28 protein-coding genes are annotated in these 26,816 nt (G+C 67.1%); 11 read left to right on the top strand and 17 right to left on the bottom strand.

The annotated features are described in order from the left end of the window. The first annotated feature begins 111 nt into the window (after positions 1 to 111). The 5 genes from ffh to Q9R14_RS14485 all read left to right on the top strand — a co-directional run bounded on the left by ffh (position 112) and on the right by Q9R14_RS14485 (position 4,076). Positions 112 to 1,650, top strand: coding sequence for a signal recognition particle protein (ffh, locus tag Q9R14_RS14465; RefSeq protein WP_265149922.1), 1,539 nt, complete (start codon positions 112 to 114; stop codon positions 1,648 to 1,650). Between the two features lie 24 nt (positions 1,651 to 1,674). After that, positions 1,675 to 2,226 carry a 30S ribosomal protein S16 gene (gene rpsP / locus Q9R14_RS14470; protein WP_265149921.1) on the top strand — a complete coding sequence of 184 codons (552 nt, stop codon included), beginning with the start codon at positions 1,675 to 1,677 and terminating at the stop codon, positions 2,224 to 2,226. A 69-nt stretch (positions 2,227 to 2,295) separates the two neighbouring features. Further along, entirely contained in the window at positions 2,296 to 2,823 is a 528-nt protein-coding gene (gene rimM / locus Q9R14_RS14475; RefSeq protein ID WP_137720281.1) for a ribosome maturation factor RimM, read from the top strand. Positions 2,824 to 2,906: 83 nt separating this feature from the next. Then, positions 2,907 to 3,623 (top strand): glutathione S-transferase N-terminal domain-containing protein, encoded by a 717-nt coding sequence (locus Q9R14_RS14480; RefSeq protein ID WP_265149919.1) that lies wholly within the window; start codon positions 2,907 to 2,909, stop codon positions 3,621 to 3,623. Between the two features lie 57 nt (positions 3,624 to 3,680). Next, entirely contained in the window at positions 3,681 to 4,076 is a 396-nt protein-coding gene (locus tag Q9R14_RS14485; RefSeq protein WP_265149918.1) for a DUF3597 domain-containing protein, read from the top strand. 14 nt (positions 4,077 to 4,090) lie between these two features. Here Q9R14_RS14485 and Q9R14_RS14490 read toward each other — a convergent pair whose 3' ends face one another. The 8 genes from Q9R14_RS14490 to Q9R14_RS14525 all read right to left on the bottom strand — a co-directional run bounded on the left by Q9R14_RS14490 (position 4,091) and on the right by Q9R14_RS14525 (position 12,345). Beyond that, positions 4,091 to 5,275 carry a benzoate/H(+) symporter BenE family transporter gene (locus Q9R14_RS14490; protein WP_306002840.1) on the bottom strand — a complete coding sequence of 395 codons (1,185 nt, stop codon included), beginning with the start codon at positions 5,273 to 5,275 and terminating at the stop codon, positions 4,091 to 4,093. Between the two features lie 58 nt (positions 5,276 to 5,333). Next, positions 5,334 to 6,131 carry an enoyl-ACP reductase gene (locus tag Q9R14_RS14495; RefSeq protein WP_184279748.1) on the bottom strand — a complete coding sequence of 266 codons (798 nt, stop codon included), beginning with the start codon at positions 6,129 to 6,131 and terminating at the stop codon, positions 5,334 to 5,336. A 101-nt stretch (positions 6,132 to 6,232) separates the two neighbouring features. Continuing rightward, positions 6,233 to 7,111 carry a UTP--glucose-1-phosphate uridylyltransferase GalU gene (gene galU, locus Q9R14_RS14500; RefSeq protein ID WP_265149917.1) on the bottom strand — a complete coding sequence of 293 codons (879 nt, stop codon included), beginning with the start codon at positions 7,109 to 7,111 and terminating at the stop codon, positions 6,233 to 6,235. A 119-nt stretch (positions 7,112 to 7,230) separates the two neighbouring features. Then, positions 7,231 to 8,298 carry a substrate-binding domain-containing protein gene (locus Q9R14_RS14505; protein ID WP_265149916.1) on the bottom strand — a complete coding sequence of 356 codons (1,068 nt, stop codon included), beginning with the start codon at positions 8,296 to 8,298 and terminating at the stop codon, positions 7,231 to 7,233. 79 nt (positions 8,299 to 8,377) lie between these two features. After that, positions 8,378 to 9,190: a phosphonate ABC transporter, permease protein PhnE gene (gene phnE / locus Q9R14_RS14510; RefSeq protein WP_185224399.1), complete on the bottom strand. Its 813-nt coding sequence runs from the start codon at positions 9,188 to 9,190 to the stop codon at positions 8,378 to 8,380. Then, on the bottom strand, positions 9,187 to 10,203 hold the full coding sequence (phnD, locus tag Q9R14_RS14515) for a phosphate/phosphite/phosphonate ABC transporter substrate-binding protein (RefSeq protein WP_039245970.1): 1,017 nt from the start codon (positions 10,201 to 10,203) through the stop codon (positions 9,187 to 9,189). The genes phnE and phnD overlap by 4 nt, the downstream gene beginning before the upstream one ends. Continuing rightward, complete coding sequence (phnC, locus tag Q9R14_RS14520; protein ID WP_017506638.1) at positions 10,200 to 11,009, bottom strand: phosphonate ABC transporter ATP-binding protein; 810 nt, start codon at positions 11,007 to 11,009, stop codon at positions 10,200 to 10,202. Before phnC ends, phnD begins: the two co-directional genes overlap by 4 nt. Before the next feature lie 106 nt (positions 11,010 to 11,115). Next, positions 11,116 to 12,345, bottom strand: coding sequence for a DUF2254 domain-containing protein (locus tag Q9R14_RS14525; protein ID WP_306002841.1), 1,230 nt, complete (start codon positions 12,343 to 12,345; stop codon positions 11,116 to 11,118). 229 nt (positions 12,346 to 12,574) lie between these two features. Here Q9R14_RS14525 and Q9R14_RS14530 point away from each other — a divergent pair, with 229 nt between their 5' ends. Genes Q9R14_RS14530 through Q9R14_RS14540 form a run of 3 tightly spaced genes read left to right on the top strand, consistent with a single transcriptional unit; the run spans position 12,575 to position 15,343 of the window. After that, complete coding sequence (locus Q9R14_RS14530) at positions 12,575 to 13,840, top strand: type III PLP-dependent enzyme (protein WP_039245976.1); 1,266 nt, start codon at positions 12,575 to 12,577, stop codon at positions 13,838 to 13,840. A gap of 49 nt (positions 13,841 to 13,889) precedes the next feature. Beyond that, entirely contained in the window at positions 13,890 to 14,264 is a 375-nt protein-coding gene (locus tag Q9R14_RS14535) for a four helix bundle protein (RefSeq protein ID WP_306002842.1), read from the top strand. 38 nt (positions 14,265 to 14,302) lie between these two features. Continuing rightward, the gene (locus tag Q9R14_RS14540) at positions 14,303 to 15,343 is read left to right on the top strand and encodes a deoxyhypusine synthase (RefSeq protein WP_306002843.1); all 1,041 of its coding nucleotides are present in this window, start codon (positions 14,303 to 14,305) and stop codon (positions 15,341 to 15,343) included. A gap of 3 nt (positions 15,344 to 15,346) precedes the next feature. Here Q9R14_RS14540 and Q9R14_RS14545 read toward each other — a convergent pair whose 3' ends face one another. The 4 genes from Q9R14_RS14545 to Q9R14_RS14560 form a co-directional block, all read right to left on the bottom strand. Beyond that, complete coding sequence (locus Q9R14_RS14545; protein ID WP_265149911.1) at positions 15,347 to 15,763, bottom strand: endonuclease domain-containing protein; 417 nt, start codon at positions 15,761 to 15,763, stop codon at positions 15,347 to 15,349. 71 nt (positions 15,764 to 15,834) lie between these two features. Continuing rightward, positions 15,835 to 16,962: a GTP-binding protein gene (locus tag Q9R14_RS14550; RefSeq protein ID WP_265149910.1), complete on the bottom strand. Its 1,128-nt coding sequence runs from the start codon at positions 16,960 to 16,962 to the stop codon at positions 15,835 to 15,837. Positions 16,963 to 17,003: 41 nt separating this feature from the next. Next, on the bottom strand, positions 17,004 to 17,228 hold the full coding sequence (locus Q9R14_RS14555; protein WP_306002844.1) for an alkylphosphonate utilization protein: 225 nt from the start codon (positions 17,226 to 17,228) through the stop codon (positions 17,004 to 17,006). Positions 17,229 to 17,279: 51 nt separating this feature from the next. Next, on the bottom strand, positions 17,280 to 19,319 hold the full coding sequence (locus Q9R14_RS14560; protein WP_306002845.1) for an NAD(+) synthase: 2,040 nt from the start codon (positions 19,317 to 19,319) through the stop codon (positions 17,280 to 17,282). A 522-nt stretch (positions 19,320 to 19,841) separates the two neighbouring features. Here Q9R14_RS14560 and ftsY point away from each other — a divergent pair. The 3 genes from ftsY (at position 19,842) to Q9R14_RS14575 (ending at position 22,112) form a co-directional block, all read left to right on the top strand. Further along, positions 19,842 to 20,777: a signal recognition particle-docking protein FtsY gene (ftsY, locus tag Q9R14_RS14565; protein ID WP_045809545.1), complete on the top strand. Its 936-nt coding sequence runs from the start codon at positions 19,842 to 19,844 to the stop codon at positions 20,775 to 20,777. A gap of 1 nt (position 20,778) precedes the next feature. Then, positions 20,779 to 21,399 (top strand): inner membrane-spanning protein YciB, encoded by a 621-nt coding sequence (locus Q9R14_RS14570; RefSeq protein ID WP_306002846.1) that lies wholly within the window; start codon positions 20,779 to 20,781, stop codon positions 21,397 to 21,399. A gap of 98 nt (positions 21,400 to 21,497) precedes the next feature. Beyond that, positions 21,498 to 22,112 carry a MarR family winged helix-turn-helix transcriptional regulator gene (locus Q9R14_RS14575; RefSeq protein WP_265149907.1) on the top strand — a complete coding sequence of 205 codons (615 nt, stop codon included), beginning with the start codon at positions 21,498 to 21,500 and terminating at the stop codon, positions 22,110 to 22,112. Here Q9R14_RS14575 and Q9R14_RS14580 read toward each other — a convergent pair. From Q9R14_RS14580 to Q9R14_RS14600, 5 genes are all read right to left on the bottom strand, one after another. Beyond that, positions 22,109 to 22,507, bottom strand: coding sequence for a phasin family protein (locus Q9R14_RS14580; protein ID WP_265149906.1), 399 nt, complete (start codon positions 22,505 to 22,507; stop codon positions 22,109 to 22,111). The two genes, Q9R14_RS14575 and Q9R14_RS14580, sit on opposite strands and share 4 nt — an antisense overlap. Before the next feature lie 68 nt (positions 22,508 to 22,575). Beyond that, on the bottom strand, positions 22,576 to 23,349 hold the full coding sequence (locus Q9R14_RS14585) for a creatininase family protein (protein WP_265149904.1): 774 nt from the start codon (positions 23,347 to 23,349) through the stop codon (positions 22,576 to 22,578). A gap of 47 nt (positions 23,350 to 23,396) precedes the next feature. Further along, on the bottom strand, positions 23,397 to 24,014 hold the full coding sequence (locus Q9R14_RS14590) for a TetR/AcrR family transcriptional regulator (protein WP_265149903.1): 618 nt from the start codon (positions 24,012 to 24,014) through the stop codon (positions 23,397 to 23,399). Continuing rightward, positions 24,014 to 25,624, bottom strand: a complete 1,611-nt coding sequence (locus tag Q9R14_RS14595) for a DHA2 family efflux MFS transporter permease subunit (protein WP_306002847.1) — start codon at positions 25,622 to 25,624, stop codon at positions 24,014 to 24,016. The genes Q9R14_RS14590 and Q9R14_RS14595 overlap by 1 nt, the downstream gene beginning before the upstream one ends. Then, a complete protein-coding gene (locus Q9R14_RS14600; RefSeq protein WP_295209015.1) occupies positions 25,621 to 26,706 on the bottom strand; it encodes an HlyD family secretion protein in 1,086 nt (361 codons plus the stop codon). Before Q9R14_RS14600 ends, Q9R14_RS14595 begins: the two co-directional genes overlap by 4 nt. Positions 26,707 to 26,816 lie beyond the last annotated feature (110 nt).

The raw sequence follows: 26,816 nt of genomic DNA on the forward strand, positions 1-26,816 counted from the left end.
ACGACCCTCATTTCGATGAGACGAGCCCGGCGAGAACCCTCCGCCGACGTGATCGTCGCCGGGGGCCGTTGTCGTATGGAGCCGTTTCACCTGCGCCACACGAGGTAGTGAATGTTCGAGGCTCTGAACGAGCGGCTGACAGGCGTCTTCGACCGGATCACCGGGCGCGGCGCCCTGTCCGAAAAGGATGTCGCCGAGGCGATGCGCGAAGTGCGCGTGGCCCTGCTCGAGGCCGACGTCGCCCTTCCGGTCGTCAAGGAATTCATCGCCTTCGCCACCGAGCGCGCGACGGGCGAAGAGGTCATCCGTTCGGTCAAGCCGGCCGATCAAGTGGTCAAGATCGTCTATGACGGCCTGATCGAGATGCTGGGCGGTGAAGAGCCGGTCCCGCTGAACACCAACGCCAATCCGCCCGCTGTGGTGCTGATGGCCGGCCTTCAGGGCTCGGGCAAGACCACGACCTCGGCCAAGCTGGCGCTGCGCCTGACCAAGTTCGATCGCAAGAAGGTCATGATGGCCTCGCTGGACACGCGCCGTCCGGCCGCGATGGAACAGCTGGCCACCCTGGGCAAGCAGATCGAGGTCGCCACCCTGCCGATCGTGGCGGGCGAGAGCGCGGTTCAAATCACGCGCCGGGCGCTGCAATCGGCCAAGCTTCAGGGCTTCGACGTCCTGATCCTCGACACCGCCGGCCGCATCACCTTGGACGAAGGGCTGATGAATGAGGTGGCCGAGGTCGCCGACATCGCCAAGCCCGTCGAGACCCTGCTGGTCGCCGACAGCCTGACCGGCCAGGACGCGGTGCGCACCGCCAAGGCCTTCCACGAGCGCCTGCCCCTGACCGGCCTGGTCTTGACCCGCGCCGACGGCGACGGTCGCGGCGGCGCCATGCTGTCGATGCGCGCCGTCACCGGCCTGCCGATCAAATATCTGGGCGCCGGCGAAAAGGTCGATGCGCTGGACGTGTTCGACGCCCGTCGCGTCGCCGGCCGCATCCTGGGTCAGGGCGATATCGTCGCCCTGGTCGAAAAGGCCAGCCAGGATCTGGACCAGGCCAAGGCCGAGAAGATGGCCCGCAAACTGGCCAAGGGTCAGTTCGATCTGGATGACCTGGCCGGCCAGCTTCAGCAGATGAAGCGGATGGGCGGGCTTCAGGGCATCATGGGAATGCTGCCCGGCGTGGCCAAGATGAAGGGTCAGATGGCCGAGAGCGGCATCGACGACCGCATGATCCTGCGTCAGGAAGCGATCATCTCCTCGATGACCAAGGCCGAGCGCAAGAAGCCCGACCTGCTGAACGCCTCGCGCAAGAAGCGGATCGCCGCCGGCGCCGGCGTCGATGTGCAGGACGTGAACCGGGTTCTGAAACAGCACCGCCAGATGGCCGATGTGGTCAAGTCGATGGCGCGCGGCGGGCCCAAGAAGATGCAGCAGATGGCCGCCATGCTGGGCGGCCTTGGCGGCGGCGGCATGCCCGGAATGGGCGGCGGCGGCCCCGACATGGCCCGCCTCAAGGCGCTGGGCAGCGGCAAGATGGCCGAACCCTCCGCCGACGATCTGAAAGCCATCCAGGACCGGCTCGCCGGACTGGGCGGCGGACAACTTCCGGGAGGTCTTCCTGGCCTGCCGGGCTTCCCTCCCAAGAAATAACGACTTCCTAGAAAGAGACCTGAAATGCTGAAGATTCGTCTGGCCCGCGGCGGCGCCAAGAAGCGCCCCTACTACCACATCGTCATCGCCGACTCGCACTCGCCGCGCGACGGCAAGTTCATCGAGAAGGTCGGCAGCTACAACCCGATGCTGCCCAAGGACGGCGCCACCCCGCGCGTCGCCCTGAAGGTCGAGCGCATCGCCGAATGGCTCGGCAAGGGCGCCCAGCCGACCGACCGCGTCGCCCGCTTCCTGTCGCAGGACGAGACCCTGGGCCAGAAGGTCAAGTGGACGCAGTCGAACAACCCGAACAAGGGCGCTCCGGGCAAGAAGGCGCAAGAGCGCGCCGCCGAACGCGCCCAGCGCGAAGCCGACCGCCTGGAAGCCGAAGCCGCCGCCAAGGTCGAGGCCGCTGAAGCCGCCGCCCGCGCCAAGGAAGAGGCCGCCGCCGCCGCCGAAGCCGCCAAGAACGCTCCCGCTGCTGAAGAAGCGTCTGCCGAAGAGGCTCCGGCCGCTGACGCCGCCGCCGAGGAAGCCCCGGCTGCTGAAGCGACCGAGGAAAAGGCCGAAGGCTAAGCCTTTCGGTTTGACGATGATCAGGGCGGCGTCTTTCGACGCCGCCTTTTTCATGGGTTAAGAACACGCATGACCACGGACAGCAGATTGATCCTCGTCGGCCAGGTCGGCGGCGGCTTCGGCGTGCGGGGCGAGGTGCGGGTGACCGCCTTCACGGCCGATCCCCTGGCCCTGACCGCCTACGGCCCTCTGCTGCGCGCCGATGGGACCGTAGCCCTGACCCTGACTTCGACGCGGCCCGACAAGAACGGCGTCGTCGGCCGGGCCAAGGAGATCACGACCAAGGAACAGGCCGACGCCCTGCGCGGCCTGAAGCTGCACGTCCCCCGCGACCGGTTCCCCGAGCCGGATGAGGACGAGTTCTACCTCGCCGACCTCTTGGGCGTTCAGGTCCGCGACACGGCGGGCGCCGTCATGGGCACGGTGAAATCGGTCCAGAACTTCGGCGCCGACGATATGCTGGAGATCGCACCTGCCGCCGGCGGCCCGACCTGGTATCTGCCCTTCACCAAGGAAGCGACGCCGGAACTGCACCTGGCCGACGGCTGGCTCATGGCCGTTCCGCCGACCGAGGTGGGCGAGCGCGAGCCGGACTGAAGTTTCGTCACCGCTCCCGTCGGTGTTGCGGATGGGCTGGACGGCGCCGACATAGGCCTATCGCAATAGCCGAGGCCGCACCCATGACCGACCTGTCCGCCTTCCCGATCACGCAACGCTGGCCGGCCCAGCATCCCGATCGCATCCAGCTGTATTCCCTGCCGACGCCAAACGGGGTGAAGGTTTCGATAATGCTGGAAGAGGTCGGCCTGGCCTATGAGCCGCACCTGATCGACATCACCAAGAACGAGACCTGGGGGCCGGAGTTTCTGTCGCTGAACCCCAACGGCAAGATCCCCGCCATCCTCGATCCGAACGGCCCTAACGGAAAGCCGCTGGCCCTGTTCGAATCCGGCGCCATCCTGATCTATCTGGCGGAAAAGACCGGCAAACTGCTCTCGGCCGAACCGGCGACCCGCTACGAGACGATCCAGTGGGTCATGTTCCAGATGGGCGCGATCGGCCCGATGTTCGGCCAGCTGGGCTTCTTCCACCGCTTCGCGGGCAAAGAATACGAGGACAAGCGTCCGCGCGACCGCTACGTCGCCGAAAGCCGGCGTCTGCTCGGCGTGCTGGAGACGCGGCTGGCCAATGACGGGGGAGAGCACCGCGAGTGGCTCGTCGGCGACTACTCCATCGCCGATGTCGCCACCCTGGGCTGGGTCCGCAACCTGATCGGCTTCTACGAAGCGGGCGAGATCGTAGGCTTCGCCGACTTCCCGCGCGTCGCCGCCTGGCTGGAGCGCGGCTTGGCCCGCCCCGCCGTCCAGCGCGGCCTCAACATCCCGGCGCGCGATTGATCTGAACCTCGCCCCGTCGGTCGCGTTGTCTGCTCGCAACCAACAGGAGCGCGACCGATGGGCATCTTCTCTTCGATCTGGAACAAGATCACGGGCCACAAGCCGAAGGCGGCCACAGTTCCGCCGCCGGCCTCGACGGCTGGAATCCCGGCGCCGAACGCAGCGCCGGCCCCGACCGCCGCGCCGGCCTTGCCGCCCGTCGATGTCGAGGCGGTCCTCAGCGATCTGGCAGCGTCCAAGGGCGGCGGCGGCAACTGGCGCACCTCGATCGTCGATCTGCTGAAGCTGCTGGACCTGGATTCCAGCCTGGCCGCCCGCAAGGAACTGGCCGAGGAACTGAACGTCCACGCTGGCGAGCACGGCTCGGCCGAACAAAACATCGCCCTGTCCAAGGCCGTCTGGAAGAAGCTGGCCGACAACGGCGGCCAAGTCCCGGCCTCGCTGCGCGACTAGCCCCCTCCGCTGGATCAGGCCGACGGTCTGATCCAGCGCATCGCGGCCAGAGCGGCGAAACCCACGACCAGACCCCAGAAGGCCGATCCGACGCCGAACAGGGTCAGGCTCGAAGCCGTCGCCGCAAACGTCAGCACGGCCGCCTCGCGCGATCCGATCTCCGTCATCATGGTCTGCAGCGCGCCGGTCAGCGGCGCGATCAGCGCCAAACCCGTCACCGCCGCCAGCACGGCCGGCGGCATGGCGATGAACAGCCCGGCCAGCGGCGCGGCGAACAGGGCCACGACCAGATAAAGACCGCCATAGATCACCCCCACGATCCAGCGCCTGGCGGGATCGGAATGGGCGTCCGGCCCTGTGCAGATCGCCGCCGTGATCGCCGCCAGATTGACCCCATGCCCGCCAAATGGCGCGATCAGCAGGCTGGCGACGCCGGTCGACAGGATCAGTCGGTTGGCGGGCGGCGGATAGCCGGCGCTCTGCAACACCACCAGTCCGGGCAGGTTCTGGGCCGCCAGCGTCACCAGAAACAGCGGAAAGCCCAGGCTGACCGCCGCCTTCCAGTCGACGACGGGCGCGACCGGCTCCAGATGGCCGAACAGTCCGGTCCCGGCCGGCAGGGCCAACTGCCCCCGCATCGCCAGCACCGCAAAGGCCCCCGCCAGCACGGCGGGCAAGGCCCAGGTCGGCCATAGCCGTCTGAAGATCAGGAACACCGCGATCAGCCCGACAACCAAGGCCGTCTCGTCCGGCGCCACCTTGAACAGTCTCAGCACGAAGGGCAGCAGCACCCCCGCCAGCATGGCCGAGGCGATGGCGTCCGGTATCCGCGCCGCCAGCCGCTCCAGCACCGGGATCAGGCCGGTCAGGCTCATCAGCAGGGCGGCGAAGACGAAGGCGCCGATCGCCGTCGGCCAGGACAGGCCCAGCGTCGAGGCCGCCAGCAGGGCCGCCCCCGGCGTGGACCAAGCCAGCACCACCGGGATCTTCAGCCGCCAGCTCAGCAAGACGCCCGGCGCCCCGATGCCCGGGCACAGGGCCGTCACCATCGACCCGATCTGGCCCGCGTCCGCGCCCAATGCCTGACCCGCCTGCACCACCAGGGCCACGGTGCCGCCAAACCCGATCACCGTCGCCACCGCGGCGGACGAAAAGGCCGAGGCGGGCACGGCGCGCATGGAAAAGGCCGGAGCAGTCATGCCCCGGCCTTAAACCGTCGCTTCAGATGGCGGAAGGCTGGGATCCAGCCCTCCTAAATCAGCCTTCGATGTCTTCCGGCAGGCCCACAGCGTGGAAGCCGGCATCGACGTGGACGACTTCGCCCGTGGTCGACCGGCCGAGGTCCGAACACAGCCACAGGGCCGCGCCCGCGACGCCCTCCATCGAGGTCTCTTCCTTGATCAGCGAGAACTGCGCCGACTTGGAGTGCAGGCCGCGCCCGCCCGAGATGCCCGCCAGCGACAGGGTGCGCATGGCCCCGGCCGAGATGGCGTTCACGCGGATGTTCTTGGGACCCAGGTCGCGCGCGATATAGCGGGTCGCGGCTTCCAGCGCGGCCTTGGCCACGCCCATGGTGTTGTAGTTCGGAATGACCCGCTCGGACCCCAGATAGGTCAGGGTGATCAGGCTGCCGCCGTTCGGCATCAGCTTGGCGGCGCGCTTGGACACGTCCACGAAGCTGAAGGCCGAGATATTCATGGCCAGAAGGAAGCTGTCGCGCGTGGTGTTGTCCACGAAGCTGCCCTTCAACTCATCCTTGTTGGCGAAGGCCACCGAATGGACGACGAAGTCGATCGTGCCGAAGGTCTTTTCCAGCTCGGCGAAGGCCGCATCCATCGAGGCGTCGTCGGTGACGTCGGCCGGGATCAGCAGCTTGGCGCCGACGCTTTCCGCCAGCGGACGCACGCGACGCTCCAGGCTGTCGCCCAGATAGGTGAAGGCCAGCTCGGCGCCCTGGGCGGCCAGCTGCGAGGCGATTCCCCAGGCGATGGAGCTGGAGTTGGCCACGCCCATGATCAGGCCCTTCTTGCCCTTCATGAGGTCGCCGGTCGGCATGTCCCAGCCTTCGGAAGTCGCCATGGTTCGTCTCCTGATGATTTGCGCGGAGGTTTAGCAGGGGCGGGCGTAAACCGGAACCCCCGCCGCCTTCCCTGGCGTCAGAGCAGACCCGCGATCGCCTCGCGCGCCGCATCGCCCAGGTCGGGGCGTTTCAGGGCCAGGGCGACGTTGGCGCGCAGCAGGCCGATCTTGTCGCCGCAGTCGTGGGTGACTCCTTCGTATTCGACGGCGGTGAAGCTCTGGTCCGCCATCAGTCGCGCCATGGCGTCGGTCAGCTGGATCTCGCCGCCCGCGCCCTTTTCCTGCGTCGCCAACAGGTCGAAGATTTCCGGCTGCAGGATGTAACGGCCCGAGATCGACAGGTTGGACGGCGCGGTTCCGGCGGCGGGCTTTTCGACCATGCCCTTCATGACGATGCGCGAACCGTCTCGGCTGACCGGATCGACGATGCCGTACTTGTGGGTCTGATCTTCCGGGACGGATTCCACGCCGATGATGTTGCCGCCGGTTTCGGCGTAGACCTCAGCCAGCTGCTTCAGGGCGCCGGGCTGAGAATCCACGATGACATCGGGCAGGATGACGGCGAAGGGCTCATGGCCGATGATGTCGCGCGCGCACCAGACGGCGTGGCCCAGGCCCTTGGGCTGCATCTGACGGGTGAAGCTCATCTCTCCGGCCGAGGCCAGTTCGGCGTTCATCATCTCCAGGATGTCGGTCTTGCCCTTGGCCTGAAGCTGGGCTTCCAGCTCGATCTGATGATCGAAATAGTCCTCGATGGCGCCCTTGGAGCGGCCGGTGACGAAGACGATGTGCTCGATCCCGGCTTCGCGCGCCTCTTCGACGATGTAGGACAGGATCGGCCGGTCAACGACGTTCAGCAGTTCCTTGGGGGTCGTCTTGGTTCCGGGCAGGACCCGGGTGCCGAGGCCCGCGACGGGCAGTACGGCCTTGCGCAGGCGCGCGGGCGTGGTGGTCATCAAATCATCCTGACAGCTATCCCGCCCCTTCTACGGCCTCGTGCGCTTCAGTTGAAGCGCTTCGCGCTTCAACGGGGCGAACCGGTGAAAGAAGGGGCGGAACGCGGTCGGGTTCCGCCTTATTTGGCGGGGCGGGCCATCGGCGTCATGGCGGCGATGGTCGCGCGCTGGGCCAGCAGTTGGTCTTCCGGCAGCGGGATCAGGCCGCGGTCGGCCAGATAGCCGCCCTTGCCGGCGGCGCCCTCCGACAGAAACTCCTGCACGAACTGCTGCAGGCCCGGAATGACGCCGATATGGGCCTTCTTCACATAGATATAGAGGCTGCGCGACAGCGGATACTCGCCGCTGGCGATGGTGTCGGCGGTCGGGGCGACGCCGTCGATGGTCTCGGCCTTCACCGTATCCAGGTTCTGCTCCAGGAACGAATAGCCGAACACGCCCAGCGAGCCCGGCGTGCGGGTCAGGGTCTGGACGATGGCGTTGTCGTTCTCGCCGGAATCGATCCAGGCGCCGTCCTCGCGCAGGGTGTGGGCGATGGCTTCGAACCGGTCTTTGTCGCCCTCGATCGCCTTGACCGCCGGCACCAGTTTGGCGCCCGGCGTCATGCCCAGCTCCAGGAAGGCGTCGCGCGTGCCCGAGGTGGGCGGCGGGCCATAGACCTGGATGCGCTGGTTCGGCAGGCCGGCGTTGACCTGGTCCCAGGTCTTGGCCGGATTGGCGACGAACTGACCGTCAGCGCCCGGCACTTCCTTGGCCAGGCCCTCGTACAGGTCGTTCAGTTCGAAGTTGAAGCCGTTGCCGTTACGGGCCGTGGCGATGACGATGCCGTCGAAGCCGATCTTGATCTCGACGATGTCGGTGACGCCGTTCTTGGCGCACAGGTCGAACTCGGACTGCTTCATCTGACGCGAGGCGTTGGCGATGTCCGGGGTGGTCGGGCCGACGCCCTGGCAGAAGGCCTGGATGCCGCCGCCGGTGCCCAGCGATTCGACGCGCGGCGCCGCGCCGCCCGAACCGCGCGCGAAGGTCTCGGCGACCCGCGTGGCGAAGGGGAAGACGGTCGACGAACCGGCCGCCCAGATGCCGGAGCGCGCGCCCGAGGCGGAGCCGCCCCCGCCGTTGTCGCCACAGGCCGCCAGGGCCAGAAGGGCGGCGGCCGAAGCCGCCAGTTTCAGTGTGCGGATCATCCAAGGCTCTCCCTGAGCATCGATTTCGCGATGCTTAGAGCAGAGGATTATGACAGTCCCGCGAAGGGGACCGCCGCCGCTACAGCAGGCGGCGGCGCATCACCTGCGACAGGGTGTCGATCAGGGTCACGGCGACCACGACGACGATCACGATGGCCGAGACGGCGCGGAAATCGAACGCGTTCATGCTGTCGAACAGCACCTGGCCGATGCCGCCCGCGCCGATCAGACCCAGCACGGTCGCGGACCGGCTGTTGGATTCGAAACGGTACAGGGCGAACGAGGTCCACAGCGGCGCGACCTGAGGCAGGACGCCCCAGACGATCTCGTGCAGCTTGCCCGCGCCGGTGGCGCGCACGCCCTCGACCGGACCCTTGTCGATCGACTCGACCGCTTCCGAGAATAGCTTGGCCAGAACCCCGGCCGTATTCAGGGTGATGGCCAGGACGCCCGCCAGAGGCCCCAGGCCCACGGCGGTGACGAACAGCAGGCCGATCACCAGATCCGGCACCGAACGCAGCAGGTTCATGATCCAGCGCACGGGCGTCACGACCCAGACGGGCGCGATGTTGCGCGCCGCCGCCAGACCCAGCGGAATGCCCAGGATCACGGCCAGGAAGGTGCCCCACAGGGCGATCTGCACCGTCTCCCACATCTTGGCGACGAACATCTTCCAGTCGCTGAAATCGGGACGAAGCAGGTCGTGGACGAACAGCTGGGTGCTGTCGTTGCCGGCGAACAGGCGCGAGATGTTGCCCAGGTCGACGGCGTCGATGCTGTACAGCAGGACGGCGGCGACGCCGCCCCACACCAGGACGTCGGCGACCCAGGCGAGGACGGACTTCTTGGGCGCCGCCGGAATCGCGACGGCAGGAGACGCGACTGCGGTCAAGGCCGGACCTCACGCAGGCTGCGCAGGCGTTGAAGCTCGCGCTCGGCGGCGGCGGCGGCGGCCGTGTCGCCCTTGGCGCGGGCCTCGCCCAGTTTCTGGTCGGCGATCATCTCGCGGATCGGGTCCAGATAGCTGTCGTCGGCGGCGGTGAAGCGGGAATATTCCAGGTCCGCCAGAACCTTGCGCTGGCGCTCGGCCTCGGCGCCTTCGCCCTGGCCATAGGTCAGGAAGAAGCTGCGGATCTTTTCCTTCAGCGCCGGATCCAGGTCCTCGCGCACCACGATGCCGCTCTCGGGGATCGGCGGCGAGGTCCAGATTTCCTCGATCTGGCCGGCCAGCTGCGGGTTTTCCTTGCGCATGAAGATGGTGTTCACGCTGTTGGAGGTGGCCACGTCGATCACGCCGGTCGCCACGCCGAAGGCGTTGGCCTGGTGGTTGGCCGAGCGCACGGTCTTGAAGCACTGGCTGGGGACCACCCCGCGCGGATTGAACAGGAAGGTCAGCGGGGCCAGGGTGCCCGACGTCGACTGGGCGTCGCCGATGCCGAAGTTGTATTTCTTGCCGCACGCCATGACCTGATCCAGCGTGATGCCCGATCCCTTCTTGACGATCAGCGTGGACTGATAGCTGTCCAGACCCTCGCGGTTGACGGTGCGGGCGATGACCTCGGCCTTGGCGCGGTCGATGGCCTCGACCTCAGGCTTGGCCGAGAACCAGCCCACCTGGGTGTGGTTGCCGCGCATGGCCTCGACCAGGACGGTGTAGTTCGAACCGAAGTAAGGCTTCACCGGCACGCCTATGGCCTTGGACATGTCGTCCAGCAGCGGCTGCCACAGAGGGCCGGCCGAGGCCTGGCCTTCGGCGGACAGGATCGAGAAGGTGATCTCGCTCGCGGCGCCGCCCGCAGCCTTCTTGTCCTCGCCGCCGCCGCAGGCCGCCAGGCCCAGGATCATGACGGCGGCGCCGGCCGCAGCGAACAGGCGGCGAGTAGGGGAAATTCGCGACAGGCTCATGCCTTGGTCTCCCAGAACGCGTCCTCGAACTCGGGACCGTAGATTTCGATCAGGCGCTTTTGGTCCAGCGCCGTGGACGGGCCGTCATAGACGATCTTGCCGCCTTGCAGGGCGATGACGCGGTCGCAGTAGCGGATGGCGTAGTCGACCTGGTGCAGGGTGACGATCACCCCCATGCCGTCGCGCTTGTTCAGCTCGACCAGCAGTTCCATCACCTTGCGGGCGGACACCGGGTCCAGCGAGGCGACGGGTTCGTCGGCCAGGATGGCCTTGGCGCCCTGCACGATGGCGCGGGCGATGGCGCCGCGCTGCTGCTGGCCGCCGGACAGGGTGTTGGCGCGCTGGGCGGCGTAGTCGCTGACGCCGACGCGGTGCAGGGCCGCCATGGCCTTGTCCTTGTCCGCCTGGGGCCACAGGCCCAGCAGGCCCTTCCATCCCGGCAGACGCCCCAGCGCGCCCAGCATGACGTTGGAGAACAGGCTCAGGCGACCGACCAGATTGAACTGCTGGAAGATCATGCCCAGCTTGCTGCGCGCCTTGCGCACGGCGCCGGTGACCCGGCCGTCCTTCTGCACGGTCTCGCCGAACACCTGGATGGTGCCGGCGCCGGCGTCGATCGACTGCAGGCCGGTGATGGAGCGGAGCAGGGTGGACTTGCCCGAACCGGACGGACCGATCAGGGCGACCATTTCGCCGGAGGCCACGGAAATCGAGACGCCGTCCAGCGCCTTTCGCGATCCGAAGGTCTTCGACACGTCACGCGCCAGGACTAGCCCAGGGGCGGCGGCGGCTGCGGATGAACTCATGAACTCGCTAGGAGGCTATGGCGAAGGGGCGCCGCAATAAGCTGAAATCACGCTCGGGCAAGCCCTAATCGCACGTCGGGCGCAATCTCGTCCAGACCCGAGCCGTTCAGGAGCCTTCCGCCGCACCCCTCACCCGGGCGTAGTCCGCCGGAATCGGCAAGGCAACGCGCGATCGCTCCAGCGCCTGATCGGCCATCGTCCGGACCGGCGCGGCCAGACAAGGGATCGAGGCCAGCGCCCTCAGCCCCTTTTGCAGTCTGATGGCGACCGCAACGTCGCCGGCCCCGTAGCGGGCGATCGGGCCGAACAGATCGTCGAGCAGGTCATCGTCGGAAACGCCCGGCATCATCAGACGATCACGCAGGGTCCGCTTCTCGTCTTCCCCGCCGTCTCGGGCCCAGATGTCCATCAACCTGACGCCGGTCGCCACCACCTGAATGGCCGTTCCGGGATCGTTGACGCCAGGCGACAGGGCCTTGGCGGCGATCTCGCCCAGAACGATCAGGCCGAAACGGGGGTCTTGATCGTAGGAGCGCGAGTCTCCGATCGCGAAGGCGGAGCGGAAGGCGTCCTGGGCTTCTTTGTCGCAGGCCGGCAGGCTGATCCGGGCGAGGATTTCCCCGCGTCGCACGAAGGCGCCGGGCGCGGCGACCACCTCGACCTGGCAGTCTCGTTTCTCAGCCATGGCCTGCAGGCGATCGGGATCGACGTTCTGGACATAGCCGGTTTCCGGCGCCGTCACGTCCGCGCCGTTTTGCAAATGCCCCTCTCGCCCGCCCATAAACGGATGGTCGCGCCGCTGTTCCAGCGCCTCGCGCGCCCGGGCCTCGACCAGATCGATCATGTGACCGACCCGCGCCAGGCTGGACAGGCGGTTGATCCAGGCCAAAAGGCGAAACGCCACCAGACCCACCATGACGAGGCTGACCAGGAACAGGATCGCCCGACCGTTCTGGCCGTAATAATGGGCGTTGATCGCGGTGACGGCGACGATGGCGTAGAGGAAGGCGCCGACGAAGGTCGCCAGCGACTTCTGGGTTTCGTCATCGCTGGTCACCAGGGCCGCGACGCGCGGACTGGCCGCCGACGACACCGACGTATAGGCCGTGACCATGGCGCCGACCGAGAAGGTCGCCACGCCCAGCAGGCTGGACGCCAGAATGGTCAGGATCGATTCCACAGACTCGCCGCCCAGACGCTCGGCCATCTCCTGCGGCACCCAGGGTGCCAAGGCGGCGGCCAGCAAGGCTGCGGCGACGCCCGCGACGGCATAGGCCGTGGCGCGCACCCACAGCTGACGCAGCATCTTGCGCCAAAAGAACAGCCAACGGTTCATCAAACCCTCCGACCATCGCAACGGCGCAGAACGGTCAAGGTTGCCGTCGGATCGTGTCTTGGAGGGCGCAGAGCGGATTTGTGACAGCCAAACCTAGGCCCCGCCACGAAAAAACCTCTTTACATGACAGTCGCGCGTCCCCATATCGCGCTCTCCGGCGGACCCCGTAGGTCCTGTCTGCGCCGCTAACGCCGGTCTGGGTTTAACAATTAGCAGGGGGTTACGTGAATTGCGCACGTATCAGCTTCCCCTGGACCTGGTCCGTGAGCGGTCCCCTGAACGTCCCGTCGCCCTCGTGCGGCCGCGTTCGGTTTCCGTAGCGGCGCGCTGGTTCCAGGATAATCTAAAGGCCGACGTCTTCTACGCTGTGAAGGCCAACCCTTCGCGCTGGGTCGTTGAAACCCTGATTGAGGCCGGCGTTCGCGGCTTCGACGTGGCGTCCATCGCCGAGATCGAGCTGGTTCGCTCGGTCAGCCATGATGTGCGCCTGGCCTTCATGCACCCGGTCAAGAGCCGCTCTGCGATCACCAAGGCCTATTTCGATCACGGCGTGCGCACCTTCTCGCTCGACTGCATCGACGAGCTGAACAAGATCCTCGACGCCACCGGCGGGGCGGACGACCTGAACCTGATCGTGCGCATGGCCGTCTCGGCCGACGGCGCCGCCTACACCCTGTCGGGCAAGTTCGGCGTCTCGTCGGATCAGGCGCCGGCCCTGCTGATGGCGACGCGCCAGGCGGTCAAGGACGGCCTGATGGGCGTCTCCTTCCACGTCGGCAGCCAGTGCATGCGCCCGACCGCCTATCAGGCCGCCATGGCCCAAGTCGGCCGGTCGATCAGCCGTGCGGGCGTGATCGTCGATATCGTCGATGTCGGCGGCGGCTTCCCGTCCGTCTATCCGGGCATGGTCCCGCCGGACATGAGCGAATACGCCGACGCCATCCATCGCGGCTTCAACGAGATGCCGGTGTCGGAAACGACCGAGCTGTGGTGCGAGCCCGGCCGGGCGCTGGTCGCCGAATCCTCGTCGATCCTGGCCCGCGTCGATCTGCGCAAGGGCGACGCCCTTTATCTGAACGACGGCTCCTACGGCTCGCTGTTCGACGCGACCCATTCGCGCTGGCCCTTCCCGACCAAGCTGGTGCGGGACGGTGAAAGCGCGGGCGAGCTGAAGGCCTTCCAGTTCTACGGCCCGACCTGCGATTCCATCGACCATATGCCGGGACCCTTCTGGCTTCCGGCCGATGTGCGCGAAGGCGACTTCATCGAGATCGGCATGCTGGGCGCCTATGGCGTCGCCATGTCGACGGGCTTCAACGGCTATGGCGAACACGACATCGCCGCAGTCGAGGACGCCCCGATGGCCTCGCTGTACGGTCTGGCCCCGCGTTCCATCCCCACCGTGCGCACCACGGCGGAAGAGAACGCCCGCAAGGTTGTGCGCCTTTCACGCCCCAAGGGTAAGGCCGGTCAGCGCAAGTCGCGCCGGAAGTAGGACGCTGCGCTGATCGTGAGAAGTGAATCGTGAGTCGTGGTTGGCAACCATGAGCGACTTGCGAACCCACCGCGATCTCGATGTTTGGAAGCTGTCGCTCGACTGGGCCGAGGCCATCTATCGCTGTTCGGCCTCGTGGCCGTCGGATGAGCGGTTCGGCCTCATCAGTCAGGTTCGCCGAGCCGCAGTCAGCGTCGCCGCAAACATCGCGGAGGGCGCAGGCAGAAAAGGTACTGGCGAGTTCATCCAGTTTATCGGTGTCGCTCGCGGATCGCTGGCCGAGGCCGAAACGCATCTCCTAATCGCTGGGCGTCTGGGCTATCTAACGCCTGATCAACTTCAGTCCTCGCTTGCCGAGATGGAGCGGATTGGACGCATGCTTTCCGCCCTCTCGACGCGACTGAAGCAACGGCAGAATCCCTGACCGTATCCTATTCACGCCTCACGATTCACGAGTCACCCATGACCTCCAACACCAAGGCCCAGCTGCTGCAGAACGTGGTCGAGCATGTGGACATCACGTCCTTCGATGCCCGCCCGATCATCGACTCGATGCGCAAAATGTCCTTCTCGTCGCGCGACACCGCCCGCGCCGCTGACATCTTCTCGATGGCCATCGAGGACAAGGACTGCTCGCCCTGGCTGATCCTGGCCGGTTCGACCTCGGCCGGCGGCTGCATGCACGTGTACCGCGACATGGTGAAGTTCGGCATGGTGGACGCCGTGGTCGCCACCGGCGCCTCGATCGTCGACATGGATTTCTTCGAGGCCTTGGGCTTCAAACACTATCAGGCCGCCGGCGATGTGGATGACAACGTCCTGCGCGAAAACTACATCGACCGGATCTACGACACCTATATCGACGAGGAAGAGCTCCAGGCCTGCGACCACACCATCCTGGAGATCGCCAACCGACTGGAGCCGCGCGGCTATTCCAGCCGCGAGTTCATCTGGGAAATGGGAAAGTGGCTGAGCGAGGGCAATGCGAAAAAGCCCGGCTCGCTGATCCAGACCGCCTATGAAGAAGGCGTGCCGATCTTCTGCCCGGCCTTCGTCGATAGCTCGGCCGGCTTTGGCCTGGTCAAACACCAGAAGGAACGCGCCGCCGCCGGCCAGCCCTATCTGATGCTGGACGCCATCGCCGACTTCCGCGAACTGACCGACATCAAGATCGCCGCCGGCGCCACCGGCCTGTTCATGGTCGGCGGCGGCGTGCCCAAGAACTTCGCCCAGGACACCGTCGTCTGCGCCGAAATCCTCGGCGTCGAGGCCGAGATGCACCGCTATGCGGTCCAGATCACCGTCGCCGACGTGCGTGACGGCGCCTGCTCGTCCTCAACGCTGAAAGAGGCGGCCTCGTGGGGCAAGGTCCAGACCACCCACGAACAGATGGTCTTCGCCGAGGCCACCACGGTCGTCCCCCTGATCGGCTCCGACGCCTACCACCGCGGCGCCTGGAAGGCCCGCGACAAGCGCCGCTGGAACAAGTTGTTCGAGAAGTAAGACTTACTCGTCGGTTTCCTTCTCCCCTCGGGGGAGAAGGTGGCCGGCGGAGCCGGTCGGATGTGGGGGCTGTGTCCGCATGCTCGCATGTCGCCGTATCGCGTTCAGCACAACCGCCGGGTTTTTCGAAAAGTCAGCGTTCCTGAATCGCATGACCGTATAGCCCGCGATGGGAAGCCGCTCGTCCCGCACGGCGTCGCGCGCCTCGTGCAGATCGTGCACGCCGCCGTCCAGCTCTATGATCAGTCTGATCTCATGACAGGCGAAGTCGGCGATCGCGCCCGCGACCGGCGCCTGCCGCCTGAACTTCAGGCCATCCAGCTGCCGGTTCCGCAGCATCGACCATAGGATCGCTTCCGCGCCTGTCATGTCGGCGCGAAGACGGCGTGACTGTCGGGTTCTCGGCGGCGTCTGCCACATTCGTATCCAACGGCCCCCTCATCCGACCCGCGCTGCGGGCCACCTTCTCCCCCGAGGGGAGAAGGAACGACTTAGGCGGCGCAGGCCTCGAAGCCGGCCTTCAGCGCGGCCTCGTCCAGATCGCGGCCGATGAAGACCGCGCGGCTCCAGCGGCGTTCGGCGGCGCCCCATTCGCGTTGTAGGTCGCCTTCCAGGATCATGTGCACGGCCTGGAAGACCAGGCGTCGGTTCTCGCCCTTCACGTCGATGATGCCCTTGGCGCGCAGGATGTTCTGACCCTGCTCGCCCAGCAGCCGGTCCAGCCAGGCGGTGAATTTCGCCCCGTCCAGCGGCCGATCCAGCGACAGGGAGATGCCCTTAATGTCGTCCTGGTGGGCGTGGCCTCGCGCGCCGTGGGCGTGATCATGCGCGTGGTCGTGGTGATGATGATCGTGCTCATGGTCGTGGTCGTGATGGTCATGACCGCAGTGTTCGTCGTGGACATGGCCGTCCGCGCCGTGCGGCGGGTTCACGAAGTCCGGCTTGACCTCGAGAATGCGCTCCAAATCGAAGGCCCCCAGGCCCAGCACTTGATCGAGAGGCACGTTCGACCGCTCGGCCCGCACGATGGGCGCCAGCGGGTTCAGCGCCCGCAGACGCGCCTCGACCGCGTCCAGTTCGTCGGCGGTCGCCAGATCGACCTTGTTCAGGATGATCCGGTCGGCGAAGGCCACCTGCTCGCGCGCCTCCTTGGAGTCGTCCAGGCGCGCCATCACGTGTTTGGCGTCGACCAGGGTCGTGACGCTGTCCAGCTGGGTCTTGGCCTTGACGTCCTCGTCCACGAAGAAGGTCTGGGCCACCGGGCCTGGGTCGGCCAGACCGGTCGTCTCCACGATGATGGCGTCGAAGGCGGGCTTTCCGGGGCGCTGGCGCTTCATCAGGCCGGCGACCACGCGGATCAGGTCGCCCCGCACCGTGCAGCAGACGCAGCCGTTGTTCATTTCGAACACGTCCTCGTCGGCGCCGACCACCAGGTCGTTGTCGATGCCGATCTCGCCGAACTCGTTGACGATGACCGCGTAACGCTTGCCGTGATCCTCGGTCAGGATTCGGTTCAGCAGCGTCGTCTTGCCCGCGCCAAGATAGCCGGTCAGGACAGTGACGGGGATCTTGCTGTTGGCGGAAGCGGTCGAGGTCGGGGCGGCGAGGGTGTCGGTCATAGGCCGCTAGATGGCGGCTGCATCGCGCGAAGGGAAGAGGGTCAGGCCTTCTTCACGAACTCGGTGCGCAGCACCAGGCCGCGCACCTTCTCCACATTGGCCTCGATCTCGTCCGGATCGTCGGTCAGGCGGATGGTCTTGACCAGCGTCCCGCGCTTCAGCGTCACCCCGCCCGATCCCTTGACCTTCAGATCCTTGATCAGGGTCACGCCGTCGCCATCAGCCAGGATGTTGCCGTTGGAATCTTTGGTCACGTCGTCGGTCATGGCCAAGCTTCTAGGGCCGCGTCTCCGTCCCATGCAATGGGGAGGAGGCGGTCAGTCCGGCACGTTTGCGTCCAGCTCGTCCAGCCACACCCGCGCATTGCCGTCCGACGGCGCGCGCCAGTCGCCGCGCGGCGACAGCGATCCGCCGGTGACGACCTTCGGCCCGTTCGGCAGGGCCGAGCGCTTGAACTGGGCGGTCTGGAAGAAGCGGATCAGGAACTCCCTCAGCCAGCCCTTGATCGTCGCCAGATCGTATTCGACCTTCTCGTCGTCCGGCGTATTCGCCGGCCAATGCCCTGCGCCCACATCGCTCCAGGCCTGATGCGCCAGGAAGGCGACCTTGGACGGCGTCATCCCGAACCGGCTGATGTAGAACAGGAAGAAGTCGTTCAGCGCATAGGGGCCGACGGTCCCTTCCGTCGACTGGATGACCCCATCCTTGGCCGGCACCAGCTCGGGCGAAATCTCGGTGTCCAGAATGGCGTGCAGCGTGTCGCGCGCGCCAGCGCCGATCAGGTCGCCTGCCGCCACCCAGCGGATCAGGTGGCGGATCAACGTCTTCGCCACCCCGCCGTTGACGTTGTAATGGCTCATATGGTCGCCGACGCCGTATGTGGCCCAACCCAGCGCCAGTTCCGACAGGTCCCCGGTCCCCAGCACGAAGGCGTTGTGCTGATTGGCCAGCCGGAACAGATAGTCGGTCCTCAGACCCGCCTGCACGTTCTCGAAGGTGATGTCGTGCACCGGCTGACCCTCGGCATAGGGGTGACCAATGTCCTTGAACATCTGTGCGGCGGCGGGGCGGATGTCGATCTCTGCGCCCGTGACGCCCAGCGCCTTCATCAGCGCCCAGGCATTGGACTTTGTCCCGTCCGAGGTCGCGAACCCCGGCATGGTGAAGCCCAGGATATTGGTTCGCGGCAGATCCAGCCGGTCGAAGGCGCGGCACGCGACCAGCAGGGCCTGGGTCGAATCCAGCCCGCCGGACACGCCGACCACCAGCGACTTGGCGCCCGTCGCCGTCATCCGGCGCATCAGCCCCTGGACCTGGATATTGAACGCCTCATAGCAGTCCTGATCCAGCCGCCCGGCGTCGTCCGGCACGAAGGGGAATCGGTCCAGCGGCCGGATGAGCTCGCTGGCCTCATGATCCTCGCGCGCCATGAAGGGGACGACGGTCGCCGGCTCGCCTTCGTTTCTCGCGCACTCGGCGAAGGTGCCGTTGCGCAACCGGTCCAGCCCGATCCGGTCCACGTCCACGTCTGCGATCGTCAGATGGCTGTCCAAGGCGAACCGCTCGCCTTCCGCCAGCTTGGACCCCAGTTCGTGGATCGTCGCCTGGCCGTCCCAGGCCAGGTCGGTGGTGCTCTCGCCCCAGCCCGAGGCGGCGAAGACATAGGCCGACAGGGTGCGCGCCGAATGGCTGGCGCTCAGCATCGCCCGCTCGTCCGCCTTGCCGATGACGATGTTGGACGCCGACAGGTTCAGCAGGATTCGCGCCCCCGCCAGCGCCGCCCGCGTCGAAGGCGGCAGCGGGGCCCAATAGTCCTCGCAGATCTCGACCGAGAAGACGAAGCCCGGCCGATTGACCGCCTCGAACAACAGACCCGGCGCGAAGTCCACCGTCTCGCCGTTCAGCGCGATCACGTCCTCGGCGCGCGCCGTCGCGGGCGCGAACCAGCGTTTCTCATAGTATTCGCGGTAGTTGGGCAGATAGGTCTTGGGCACGACCCCCAGCACCTCGCCCGCCCCGATCACCACCGCGCAATTATACAGGGCGTCGCCGTTGCGGATCGGCGCCCCGACCACCGCCACGACGTCCGCCTCGGCCGTCGCCTCCGCGACGACGGCGATCTGCCGCTCCACCTCGTCCAGCACCGCCGCCTGCATATGCAGATCGTCGATTGCATAGGCCGACAGCGACAGCTCGGGAAATACCATCAGGTCCACGCCCTGCTCGCCCGCCTGACGGATCAGCGCGACGTGCTCTTGCCCGTTCGCCTTGGGGTCGCCCACGTGGCTGACCGGCGTCGCCGCCGCCACGCGCACGAAGCCGTGGGTCTTGGGAGAATGGAACAGAGCATCAGCCATCGGATCGTCCGCATCACCCGGCCCGCGCCGGTCGTCGGCCTTCATATAGGCGCGAATGATGAAGGGACGGAAACTCTCCTTCGCGCCTGTATTCCTTCGTCATCCTCCGACGCGCAGCGACCGTGGGGACCCAGCGGCGCGCGTGAGCGCGAACCTGTCGCGCACGCCAGGCTTCAAACATTCGCCCAGCCGACGCATCGCCTTCGGCGCTGCTGGGTCCCACGGTCTGCGTCGTCAGCGGCTTGCTGGAGGATGACGAAAGAGAAATGACGACAGCCATCCTAACCGCAGGCTCGAAACCTCGCGCTTTCAAAGGCTTGCCGATTTCTAGCGGCCTTCCGCCATCGTCGATTTTGCGCGGGTCTATACTCCTCGCCTTCGCACTCACGCTGACAGGGAGGTCTCGATTTCAGACCAATTAGACGAATTAGACGGTGTTTTTGTCCCCGACCGTCCGAAACGTCGCGGACGACCTTCGCGAATGCGGATGACGTTGGCCTTCGTCCCCGCTAAAGCCACTGCATGAACGACACGCCGAAAAAGGGCTGGTTCCAGCGCCTGTCCGCTGGGCTCTCGCGCTCCTCCAGACAGATGACCGATCAGGTCGTCGCCACCTTCGTCAAGGAGCCTCTGTCCGAGGCGTCGCTGGAGCAGCTGGAAGAGCATCTGCTGGAGAGCGATCTCGGCCCGGCCGCCTCGGCCCGGATCGTCGAACGCTTTCGCGCCCTGAAGTTCGGCAAGGACGCGCCCGAGCGCGAGGTCAAGGAAGCCCTGGCCGAGGCGGTCGCCGCCGAACTGTCGCCGCGCCAGGCGACCTTCGACCCCCTGTCCGGACCCAAACCCTATGTCGTCCTGTTCGTCGGGGTGAACGGATCGGGCAAGACCACGACCCTGGGCAAGATCGCCGCCGATCTGACGGGCAAGGGCGCCAAGGTGATGATCGTCGCCGGCGACACCTTCCGCGCCGCCGCCCGCGAACAGCTGAAGGTCTGGGCCGAGCGCTCGGGCGCCGACTTCGAGAGCCGTCGCGACGGCGCCGATGCCGCGGGCCTGGCCTTCGACGCCTATACCAAGGCGCGGGCCGAAGGCTATGACGTGGTCCTGATCGACACCGCCGGCCGGCTGCAGAACAAGTCCGCCCTGATGGACGAACTGCTTAAGATCGTCCGCGTGCTGAAGAAGGTTGATCCCGAGGCGCCGCACGACACCCTGCTGGTGCTGGACGCCACCGTCGGCCGCAACGCCCTGGCCCAGGAACAAATCTTCGGCCGGACCGCCTTCGTGACCGGCGTGGTCATGACCAAGCTGGACGGCACCGCGCGCGGCGGCGTGCTGGTCCCCGTGGCCCAGGCGTCCGACGCCCCCCTGATGCTGATCGGCGTCGGCGAAGGGGTCGAGGACCTGCAACCGTTCGACGCCCGCGCCTTCTCCCGCTCGTTGGTGGGACTGGAAGACTGACATGACCGAGACGCCGAAAAAGGCTTCCAACATCCGCCAGGCCGTCGATTTCGGCGCGCTGGTGGCCTTCATGGCCGCCTATGCGATCAACCGATTCGCGCGCGGTCTGGACGGGCAGGAAGCCCTGGTCCAGGCGACCTGGGTTCTGGTCGGCGCCTCGCTGATCGCCCTGATCGTCGGCTATGTGGTCGAGCGTCGTCTGGCGCCCCTGCCGCTGCTGACCGGCGGCTTCGCCCTGATCTTCGGCGTGCTGACCATCGTCTTCCATGATCCGAATCTGTTGAAGATCAAGCTGTCGATCCAGAACGGCCTGCTGGCGGTCGTGCTGCTGGGATCGCTGCCGCTGAACCGCTATCCGTTCAAATATCTGCTGGGCGAGGCGATCCGCATCACCGACGCGGGATGGCGCGGGCTGACCATGCGTTACGGCCTGTATTTCGCGGCCGTCTGCATCGTCAACGAGATCGTCTGGCGCACCCAGTCCGATGATACCTGGGTCGCCTTCCGCGGCGGCCTGTGGATCGCCTCGGCCGTGTTCGGCGTCTGGCAGGTCTTCTTCATCATGAAGCACCTGATCAAGGACGACGAGCCGGCCCCCGTCTCGCCCGACACGGGGCTCTAGGGCGCGAGCGGAACTGTCACGGAACCGACGCGCTTTCCCCGTCAAATCGTAAAGCAGAGCTGATACGTGTTCGGACGAAACTTCAGGGGAGCGGCGCGATGGTGAAGGCGGGAAAAGCGGCAAGGAAGGTCGGGCCCCTGGCCACCTCGCCCAGCCACCTGATGCACCGCGCCCTTCAACTGGCGCTCGACATCTATGCCGAGGAGACCGGCGCCGACGGCCTGACCCAGCGCCAGTTCGCGGTGCTGGAGGCCGTGTCGCTCAAGGCCGGCCTGACCCAGACCGAACTGGTCCGCATGACCGGCATCGACCGCTCGACCCTGGCCGATCTGGTCACGCGCATGACGACCAAGGGCCTGCTGGAGCGGGAACGCTCGACCCTGGACGCCCGCGCCAAGGCGGTGCGGCTGTCGGCTGAGGGCGCCGCCCGTCTGGAAGCCGCCCGCCCGCTGGTCGAGGCTGCCGACAAGCGGATCATGGCCCTGCTGCCCAAGGGGCAGCGCGAGACCTTCCTCAATCAGCTGGCCGATCTGGCCGCCGCCGCCGACGCCGCCCCCGACGCCGCCAAGGCCGAGGCCAAGGCCGCCAAGAAGGCGCTGAAGGCGGCCGAGAAGGAAGCCAAGAAGGCCGAGAAGGCCGCTAAAAAGGCCGAGCGTCCGGCCAAGCCCGCCAAGGTCAAGAAGCCAAAGTTGAAGCTGGTGGAGCCGGCCTAGCGCGTCTTGCGCAGCCGTTTCGCGTTGGCGGTCGCCGTCTTGTGGATGGGCGCCAGCGCTTCGGCCTGGGCCTTCAGCAGTTCGCCGTTCAGGGTCATGGCCTGGGTCGCCGCCCGACTCCACCAGCCCATGGCGTAGCTGAACTGGGCCTCGGCCGCCTGGGCCGGGGTGCTGGCCTGGGTCACGGCCGCCGCCGCGCGCAGGGCATGGGCGCTTTCGTCCAGCGCCACGCGCCCCAGCCGCTGGCCGATGGCCCCGGCGCTGGCGGCCATGGCTTCGGCAGAGGCGGACATCGCTTCGGTCTTCTCGGAGCTCATAAGCGACAGCTCCTTGAAGTCCTGCCCCTTGGCGCTGGTCAGGCCCTGCGCCATCAGGCCGGTGCGGGCCGCGATCACCTCGGCCGAGGCGGCCAGGATTTCGGCGCCGACGACGGCTGCGCTGGCGGCTGTGGGGGTTTTGCGGGTCAGTGAGGACCTCCAGGTTGGGTCTCTGCGGCGAAGGCCGCGATGTCGCCGAGCAGGGCGGGGATCGCCGCGTCGATGATCTGTTGGCCCTTCTCGGGGCTGGCCTGGGCCGGGTCCGAGCCGATCCGGCCGTCGGGGAAGCGGGCGCGATAGTCCAGGGCATCGCGGATCGGCCCGTTTGGCGCGATCTGCGGGCTGTAGTCGGCGGTCTTGATCCGCTCGGGATAGGCGGCCTGCGTCACCGCGATCTCGGACGGGGTGGCGTGCATGCCGTGGCCGGTCGGGAACAGGCGGTTGCACAGGCCATGGACGCCGGGCAGGTCCCACCAGTTCTTCAGCTTCAGGATGAAGGGCGGGCTGTCCCCGACGAAGCTCCACTCGGCGTAGATTTCCGAGATGGTCGCCTCGATGGTCGCGACGTTCCCGCCGTGCCCGTTCAGGAAGTAAATCCGCTCGAAGCCGTGACGGCTCAAGGACGACACCCAGTCCGTGATCGCCGCCATGAAGGTCGAGGGGCGCAGGCTGATGGTGCCGGCGAAGGCCAGGTGATGCTGGGCCATGCCGATGTTGAAGGTCGGGGCCACGATCAGGTTGGCGTCGGTCTTTTCGGCCGCATGGGCGATGATCTCGGGGCACAGCCAGTCGGTGCCCAGAAGCCCCGTCGGCCCGTGCTGCTCGTTGGAGCCGATGGGCACGACCACCGTCTTCGACAGCGGACCGCCGTCGTCCAATCGCGCATCGATTTCGGGCCAGGAGGACAGGTGGATCAGCATGAAGGCGGTCTCAAGCGACAGGGTGGGGCGACTGTAGCGCGCCGGGCTCAGGAAGTCTTGGCGGCCGTAACGGGCGGATGGGCGGCCATGAAGATGCGCGCGGCCTCTCTGGCGCGGCCTGCGCGTTTTTCGGCCTCCAGCTGCGGCACGTCCAGCATGGCGCGCAGGTGGCCGTGGCCGAGCACAAGGCCGGCGAACATCTCGGCCGCCTCTTCCGGATCGGCGACGCTCATCCGGCCCAGCCGCGTCTGTTCCGCCAGCCAGGCGCCCAGTTCGCGCAGGCTGCGACGCGGGCCGGCCTCATAGATGGCGTGGGCGATGTCAGGCGCCTCGACCGAGACCAGAGCGACCCCGCGCATCGAGCCGACCTTGTCGCCGCTGCACACCCGGTTCAGCAGCGTCAGGGCCAAGTTCTCGAGCACCGTCTGCGGATCGCCGGCGCCGCGCAGGGGGGCGACGATATCCTCGACCCGCTTGGTGGCCAGGGCCTGGGCGATCTCCAGCTTGGAGGCGAAGCGGTTGTAGACCGTCTGTTTGGAGACGCCGGCCAGTTTGGCGATCTCGTCCATCTTGGCCTGCAAGCCCTTGTCGGCGAACAGGGTGGCGGCGGCGTCCAGGATCGCCTCGCTCTTTCGTTCATCGACCTGCCCGAGACGGCGCGCCATCAGTGGACGTCCGAGGGCGGGGCGCCGGCCTGGGCCTTCACCGGCTGGGCGGCCAGGGTGACGAAGGCTGCGCCTGCGCACAGGATGGCCAGCAGGGCGAAGGCGTCGCCGAAGGCCATCGTCGTCGCCTGCTTCTGCAACATCCCATAGATGGCCTTCATCGCCGAGGCGGCCGGGTCGATGGAGCCGGCGAACCGATGCGCCATGCCGGCCATCATGTTCCGCATCGCCTGGTCGCCCTGACCGATGGCGCTGGTCAGTTCGCTCATGTGCAGGGCGGTGTTGGACGTCAGGCTGGTGTTCAGGATCGCCAGGCCGAAGGCGCCGCCGACGTTGCGCGACAGGTTCACCAGCCCCGAGGCGTTCTTGACCATGTGCGGCGGCAGGGTCGCCATCGTCACCTGCTGCGACGCGATCATGGCCAGCATCACGCCGACGCCGCGGAAGGCCTGGACCGAGGCGAAGTTCCAGAAGCCCCAGTCGTCGGTGACGACGCGCGCCTCCCACATGCCCCAGGCGCACAGCATGAAGCCGCCGAACATCAGCACCCGCGCATCCAGCTTGCGCACCAGTCGCCCGGCGAAGGGGCCGGTGGCGAACATGGCCAGGCCCGACACGACCATGGTGGTGCCGACCTCTGACGACGAATAGCCGAGCACGCGGCCCAGGAAGAGCGGCAGCAGGAAGGTGCCGCCGAACAGGGCGAACCCGACAATGAAGGTCATGATGAACCCGACCAGGAAGTTGCGATTGCCGAATGCGCGCAACTCCACGATCGGCTGGCGATAGGTCAGGGAACGCCAGATGAAGATCGGTCCGGCGACCGCCGCCACGACGGTCAAAAGCAGGATGTGGGTGTCGTCGAACCAGTCGTTCTTGGCGCCTTCTTCCAGCACGAACTGCATCGACATCAGAAAGGCGGCCATCAAGCCCAGGCCCCACCAGTCGAAGCCCTTGGCCAGCGAGGGATCACCCTTGTCGAAGTTGCCGTAGCGCCCGACCAGAAACAGCACCAGCAGGCCCGGTCCCACGTTGATGAAGAACAGCCAGCGCCAGCTCAGCCACTCTGTCAGGTGGCCGCCCAGCGTCGGCCCGACGGTCGGCGCCAGGGTGACGATCAGGCCCATGACCACGCTGGCGGTGACGCGCTTGTCGGGCGGAAAGGCGGTGAAGGCGACGGCGAAGACGGTCGGGATCATGGCCCCGCCCACGAAGCCCTGGACGGCTCGGAACAGGATCATCATGTCGATCGACGACGACAGGCCCGTGGCGACGCTCATCAGCACGAAACCGGCACAGGAGACTAGGAACAGCCGCTGTGTCCCCCACAGCCGCGACAGGAAGCCGGACAGGGGGATCATCACCACCTCGGGGATCAGATAGGCGGTCTGGATCCAGCTGATCTCGTCGGCCGAGGCCCCGACGCCGGCCTGGATCTGGGGCAGGGAGGCGGCGACGATCTGGATGTCCAGAATGGCCATGAACTGGCCCACCACCATGCCGGCGAAGCCCAGCAGCAGCATGGTCCAGTTGATTTCGGGATGGCCGGCGACGGGACCCTTTTGCGCGACAGGGCCCCCGCCATTCGCGGCGGGGTTGGCGGCGGTCACTGGCCTGCGGCTCCGGTCGTCGTGGCGGCTTCGGCGAAGCTCTGGCCGCCCTGGCTCTTCAGGTCGATCTTGACGTCCACCGACAGGCCGGGACGCAGGGCCAGGCTGCGGTCTGCGCCGCTGACGACGATGCGGACCGGCACGCGCTGGGTGATCTTGGTGAAGTTGCCCGTGGCGTTCTCGACCGGGATCAGGGCGAACTCGGACCCGGTGGCGGGGGCGAAGCTGTCCACGCGGCCCTCGATCTTGCGGCCGGGGAAGGCGTCGGCCGAAATCTCGACCGTCTGGCCCAGGCGCACCTTGTCCAGCTGCGTCTCCTTGAAGTTGGCGACGATGTAGGTGTTGGTCAGGGGCACGACCGACAGCAGTTGCGTGCCGGCGTTGACATATTGGCCGGGCCGCACGCTGCGGGCGCCGACGACGCCGGCGACCGGGGCGCGGATGACGGTGCGCTCCAGCGCGATACGGGCCTGTTCGACGACGGCGCGGGCCTGTTCGACGGCGGCGACGCTCTGCTGACGGGTCGAGCCCAGCACGCCGGCGGTGCGTTGTTCGGCGACCAGGGCGGCCTGGGCCTGCTGCACGCTGGCGGCGGCGGTGGCGGCCGAGGCGCGCTCGGTCTGGATGCGCTGCTGCGAGACCCAGCCCTGTTCGGCCAGCTTGCCGTAGCGATCGACCTCGGCGCGGGCCAGGCCGGCCTGGGCGTTGGCCTGGGCGACGGAGGCGGCGCGGGCGGCGATGGTGGCCTGTTCCTGCTCGGCCTGGGCGTCGACATGGCCGACGGCGGCGATGGCGGCGGCCAGATTGGCCTCGGCCTGAGCGAGCTGGGCCTTCTGGTCGGAATCGTCCAGCTTGACCAGGATCTGGCCTGCTGCGACCCGCTGGTTGTCGCCCACCAGAACCTCGGTGACCCGACCGGACAGTTGCGGGCTGACCAGGGTGGTGTCGGCCTGGACGAAGGCGTTGTCGGTGCTTTCCCAACGCTGGCCGTTCACCCACCAGACGATGCCGCCCACGATCAGGGCCAGGCCGACGAGGGCGGCCGCAAACAGCGGCAGGCGTTTCTTGAGTTCAGGCGACATGGAATATCCGGGGGAGGTGCGGCGTTTTGAAGCGGCGCTAAAATGGACCGCGCCGTCCAAAAATCAATAGGCGACCGGACGGCGCCGATCACGACCTGTTTTCGTGTATG

The sequence above is a fragment of the Brevundimonas sp. C43 genome, assembly GCF_030732185.1.
Lineage (GTDB): Bacteria > Pseudomonadota > Alphaproteobacteria > Caulobacterales > Caulobacteraceae > Brevundimonas > Brevundimonas diminuta_C.

Excerpts from the sequence above, each read along its gene's own strand:
- Q9R14_RS14600 (WP_295209015.1), bottom strand. The coding sequence starts at position 26,706 with ATGTCGCCTGAACTCAAGAAACGCCTGCCGCTGTTTGCGGCCGCCCTC.
- Q9R14_RS14585 (WP_265149904.1), bottom strand. The coding sequence starts at position 23,349 with ATGCTGATCCACCTGTCCTCCTGGCCCGAAATCGATGCGCGATTGGAC.
- Q9R14_RS14570 (WP_306002846.1), top strand. The coding sequence starts at position 20,779 with ATGACCGAGACGCCGAAAAAGGCTTCCAACATCCGCCAGGCCGTCGAT.
- Q9R14_RS14590 (WP_265149903.1), bottom strand. The coding sequence starts at position 24,014 with ATGGCGCGCCGTCTCGGGCAGGTCGATGAACGAAAGAGCGAGGCGATC.
- Q9R14_RS14485 (WP_265149918.1), top strand. The coding sequence starts at position 3,681 with ATGGGCATCTTCTCTTCGATCTGGAACAAGATCACGGGCCACAAGCCG.
- rimM (WP_137720281.1), top strand. The coding sequence starts at position 2,296 with ATGACCACGGACAGCAGATTGATCCTCGTCGGCCAGGTCGGCGGCGGC.
- Q9R14_RS14535 (WP_306002842.1), top strand. The coding sequence starts at position 13,890 with ATGAGCGACTTGCGAACCCACCGCGATCTCGATGTTTGGAAGCTGTCG.
- Q9R14_RS14555 (WP_306002844.1), bottom strand. The coding sequence starts at position 17,228 with ATGACCGACGACGTGACCAAAGATTCCAACGGCAACATCCTGGCTGAT.
- Q9R14_RS14480 (WP_265149919.1), top strand. The coding sequence starts at position 2,907 with ATGACCGACCTGTCCGCCTTCCCGATCACGCAACGCTGGCCGGCCCAG.
- Q9R14_RS14550 (WP_265149910.1), bottom strand. The coding sequence starts at position 16,962 with ATGACCGACACCCTCGCCGCCCCGACCTCGACCGCTTCCGCCAACAGC.
- Q9R14_RS14490 (WP_306002840.1), bottom strand. The coding sequence starts at position 5,275 with ATGACTGCTCCGGCCTTTTCCATGCGCGCCGTGCCCGCCTCGGCCTTT.
- ftsY (WP_045809545.1), top strand. The coding sequence starts at position 19,842 with ATGAACGACACGCCGAAAAAGGGCTGGTTCCAGCGCCTGTCCGCTGGG.
- ffh (WP_265149922.1), top strand. The coding sequence starts at position 112 with ATGTTCGAGGCTCTGAACGAGCGGCTGACAGGCGTCTTCGACCGGATC.
- Q9R14_RS14505 (WP_265149916.1), bottom strand. The coding sequence starts at position 8,298 with ATGATCCGCACACTGAAACTGGCGGCTTCGGCCGCCGCCCTTCTGGCC.
- Q9R14_RS14540 (WP_306002843.1), top strand. The coding sequence starts at position 14,303 with ATGACCTCCAACACCAAGGCCCAGCTGCTGCAGAACGTGGTCGAGCAT.
- phnD (WP_039245970.1), bottom strand. The coding sequence starts at position 10,203 with ATGAGCCTGTCGCGAATTTCCCCTACTCGCCGCCTGTTCGCTGCGGCC.
- Q9R14_RS14560 (WP_306002845.1), bottom strand. The coding sequence starts at position 19,319 with ATGGCTGATGCTCTGTTCCATTCTCCCAAGACCCACGGCTTCGTGCGC.
- phnC (WP_017506638.1), bottom strand. The coding sequence starts at position 11,009 with ATGAGTTCATCCGCAGCCGCCGCCGCCCCTGGGCTAGTCCTGGCGCGT.
- galU (WP_265149917.1), bottom strand. The coding sequence starts at position 7,111 with ATGACCACCACGCCCGCGCGCCTGCGCAAGGCCGTACTGCCCGTCGCG.
- Q9R14_RS14495 (WP_184279748.1), bottom strand. The coding sequence starts at position 6,131 with ATGCCGACCGGCGACCTCATGAAGGGCAAGAAGGGCCTGATCATGGGC.
- Q9R14_RS14545 (WP_265149911.1), bottom strand. The coding sequence starts at position 15,763 with ATGTGGCAGACGCCGCCGAGAACCCGACAGTCACGCCGTCTTCGCGCC.
- rpsP (WP_265149921.1), top strand. The coding sequence starts at position 1,675 with ATGCTGAAGATTCGTCTGGCCCGCGGCGGCGCCAAGAAGCGCCCCTAC.
- Q9R14_RS14575 (WP_265149907.1), top strand. The coding sequence starts at position 21,498 with ATGGTGAAGGCGGGAAAAGCGGCAAGGAAGGTCGGGCCCCTGGCCACC.
- Q9R14_RS14525 (WP_306002841.1), bottom strand. The coding sequence starts at position 12,345 with ATGAACCGTTGGCTGTTCTTTTGGCGCAAGATGCTGCGTCAGCTGTGG.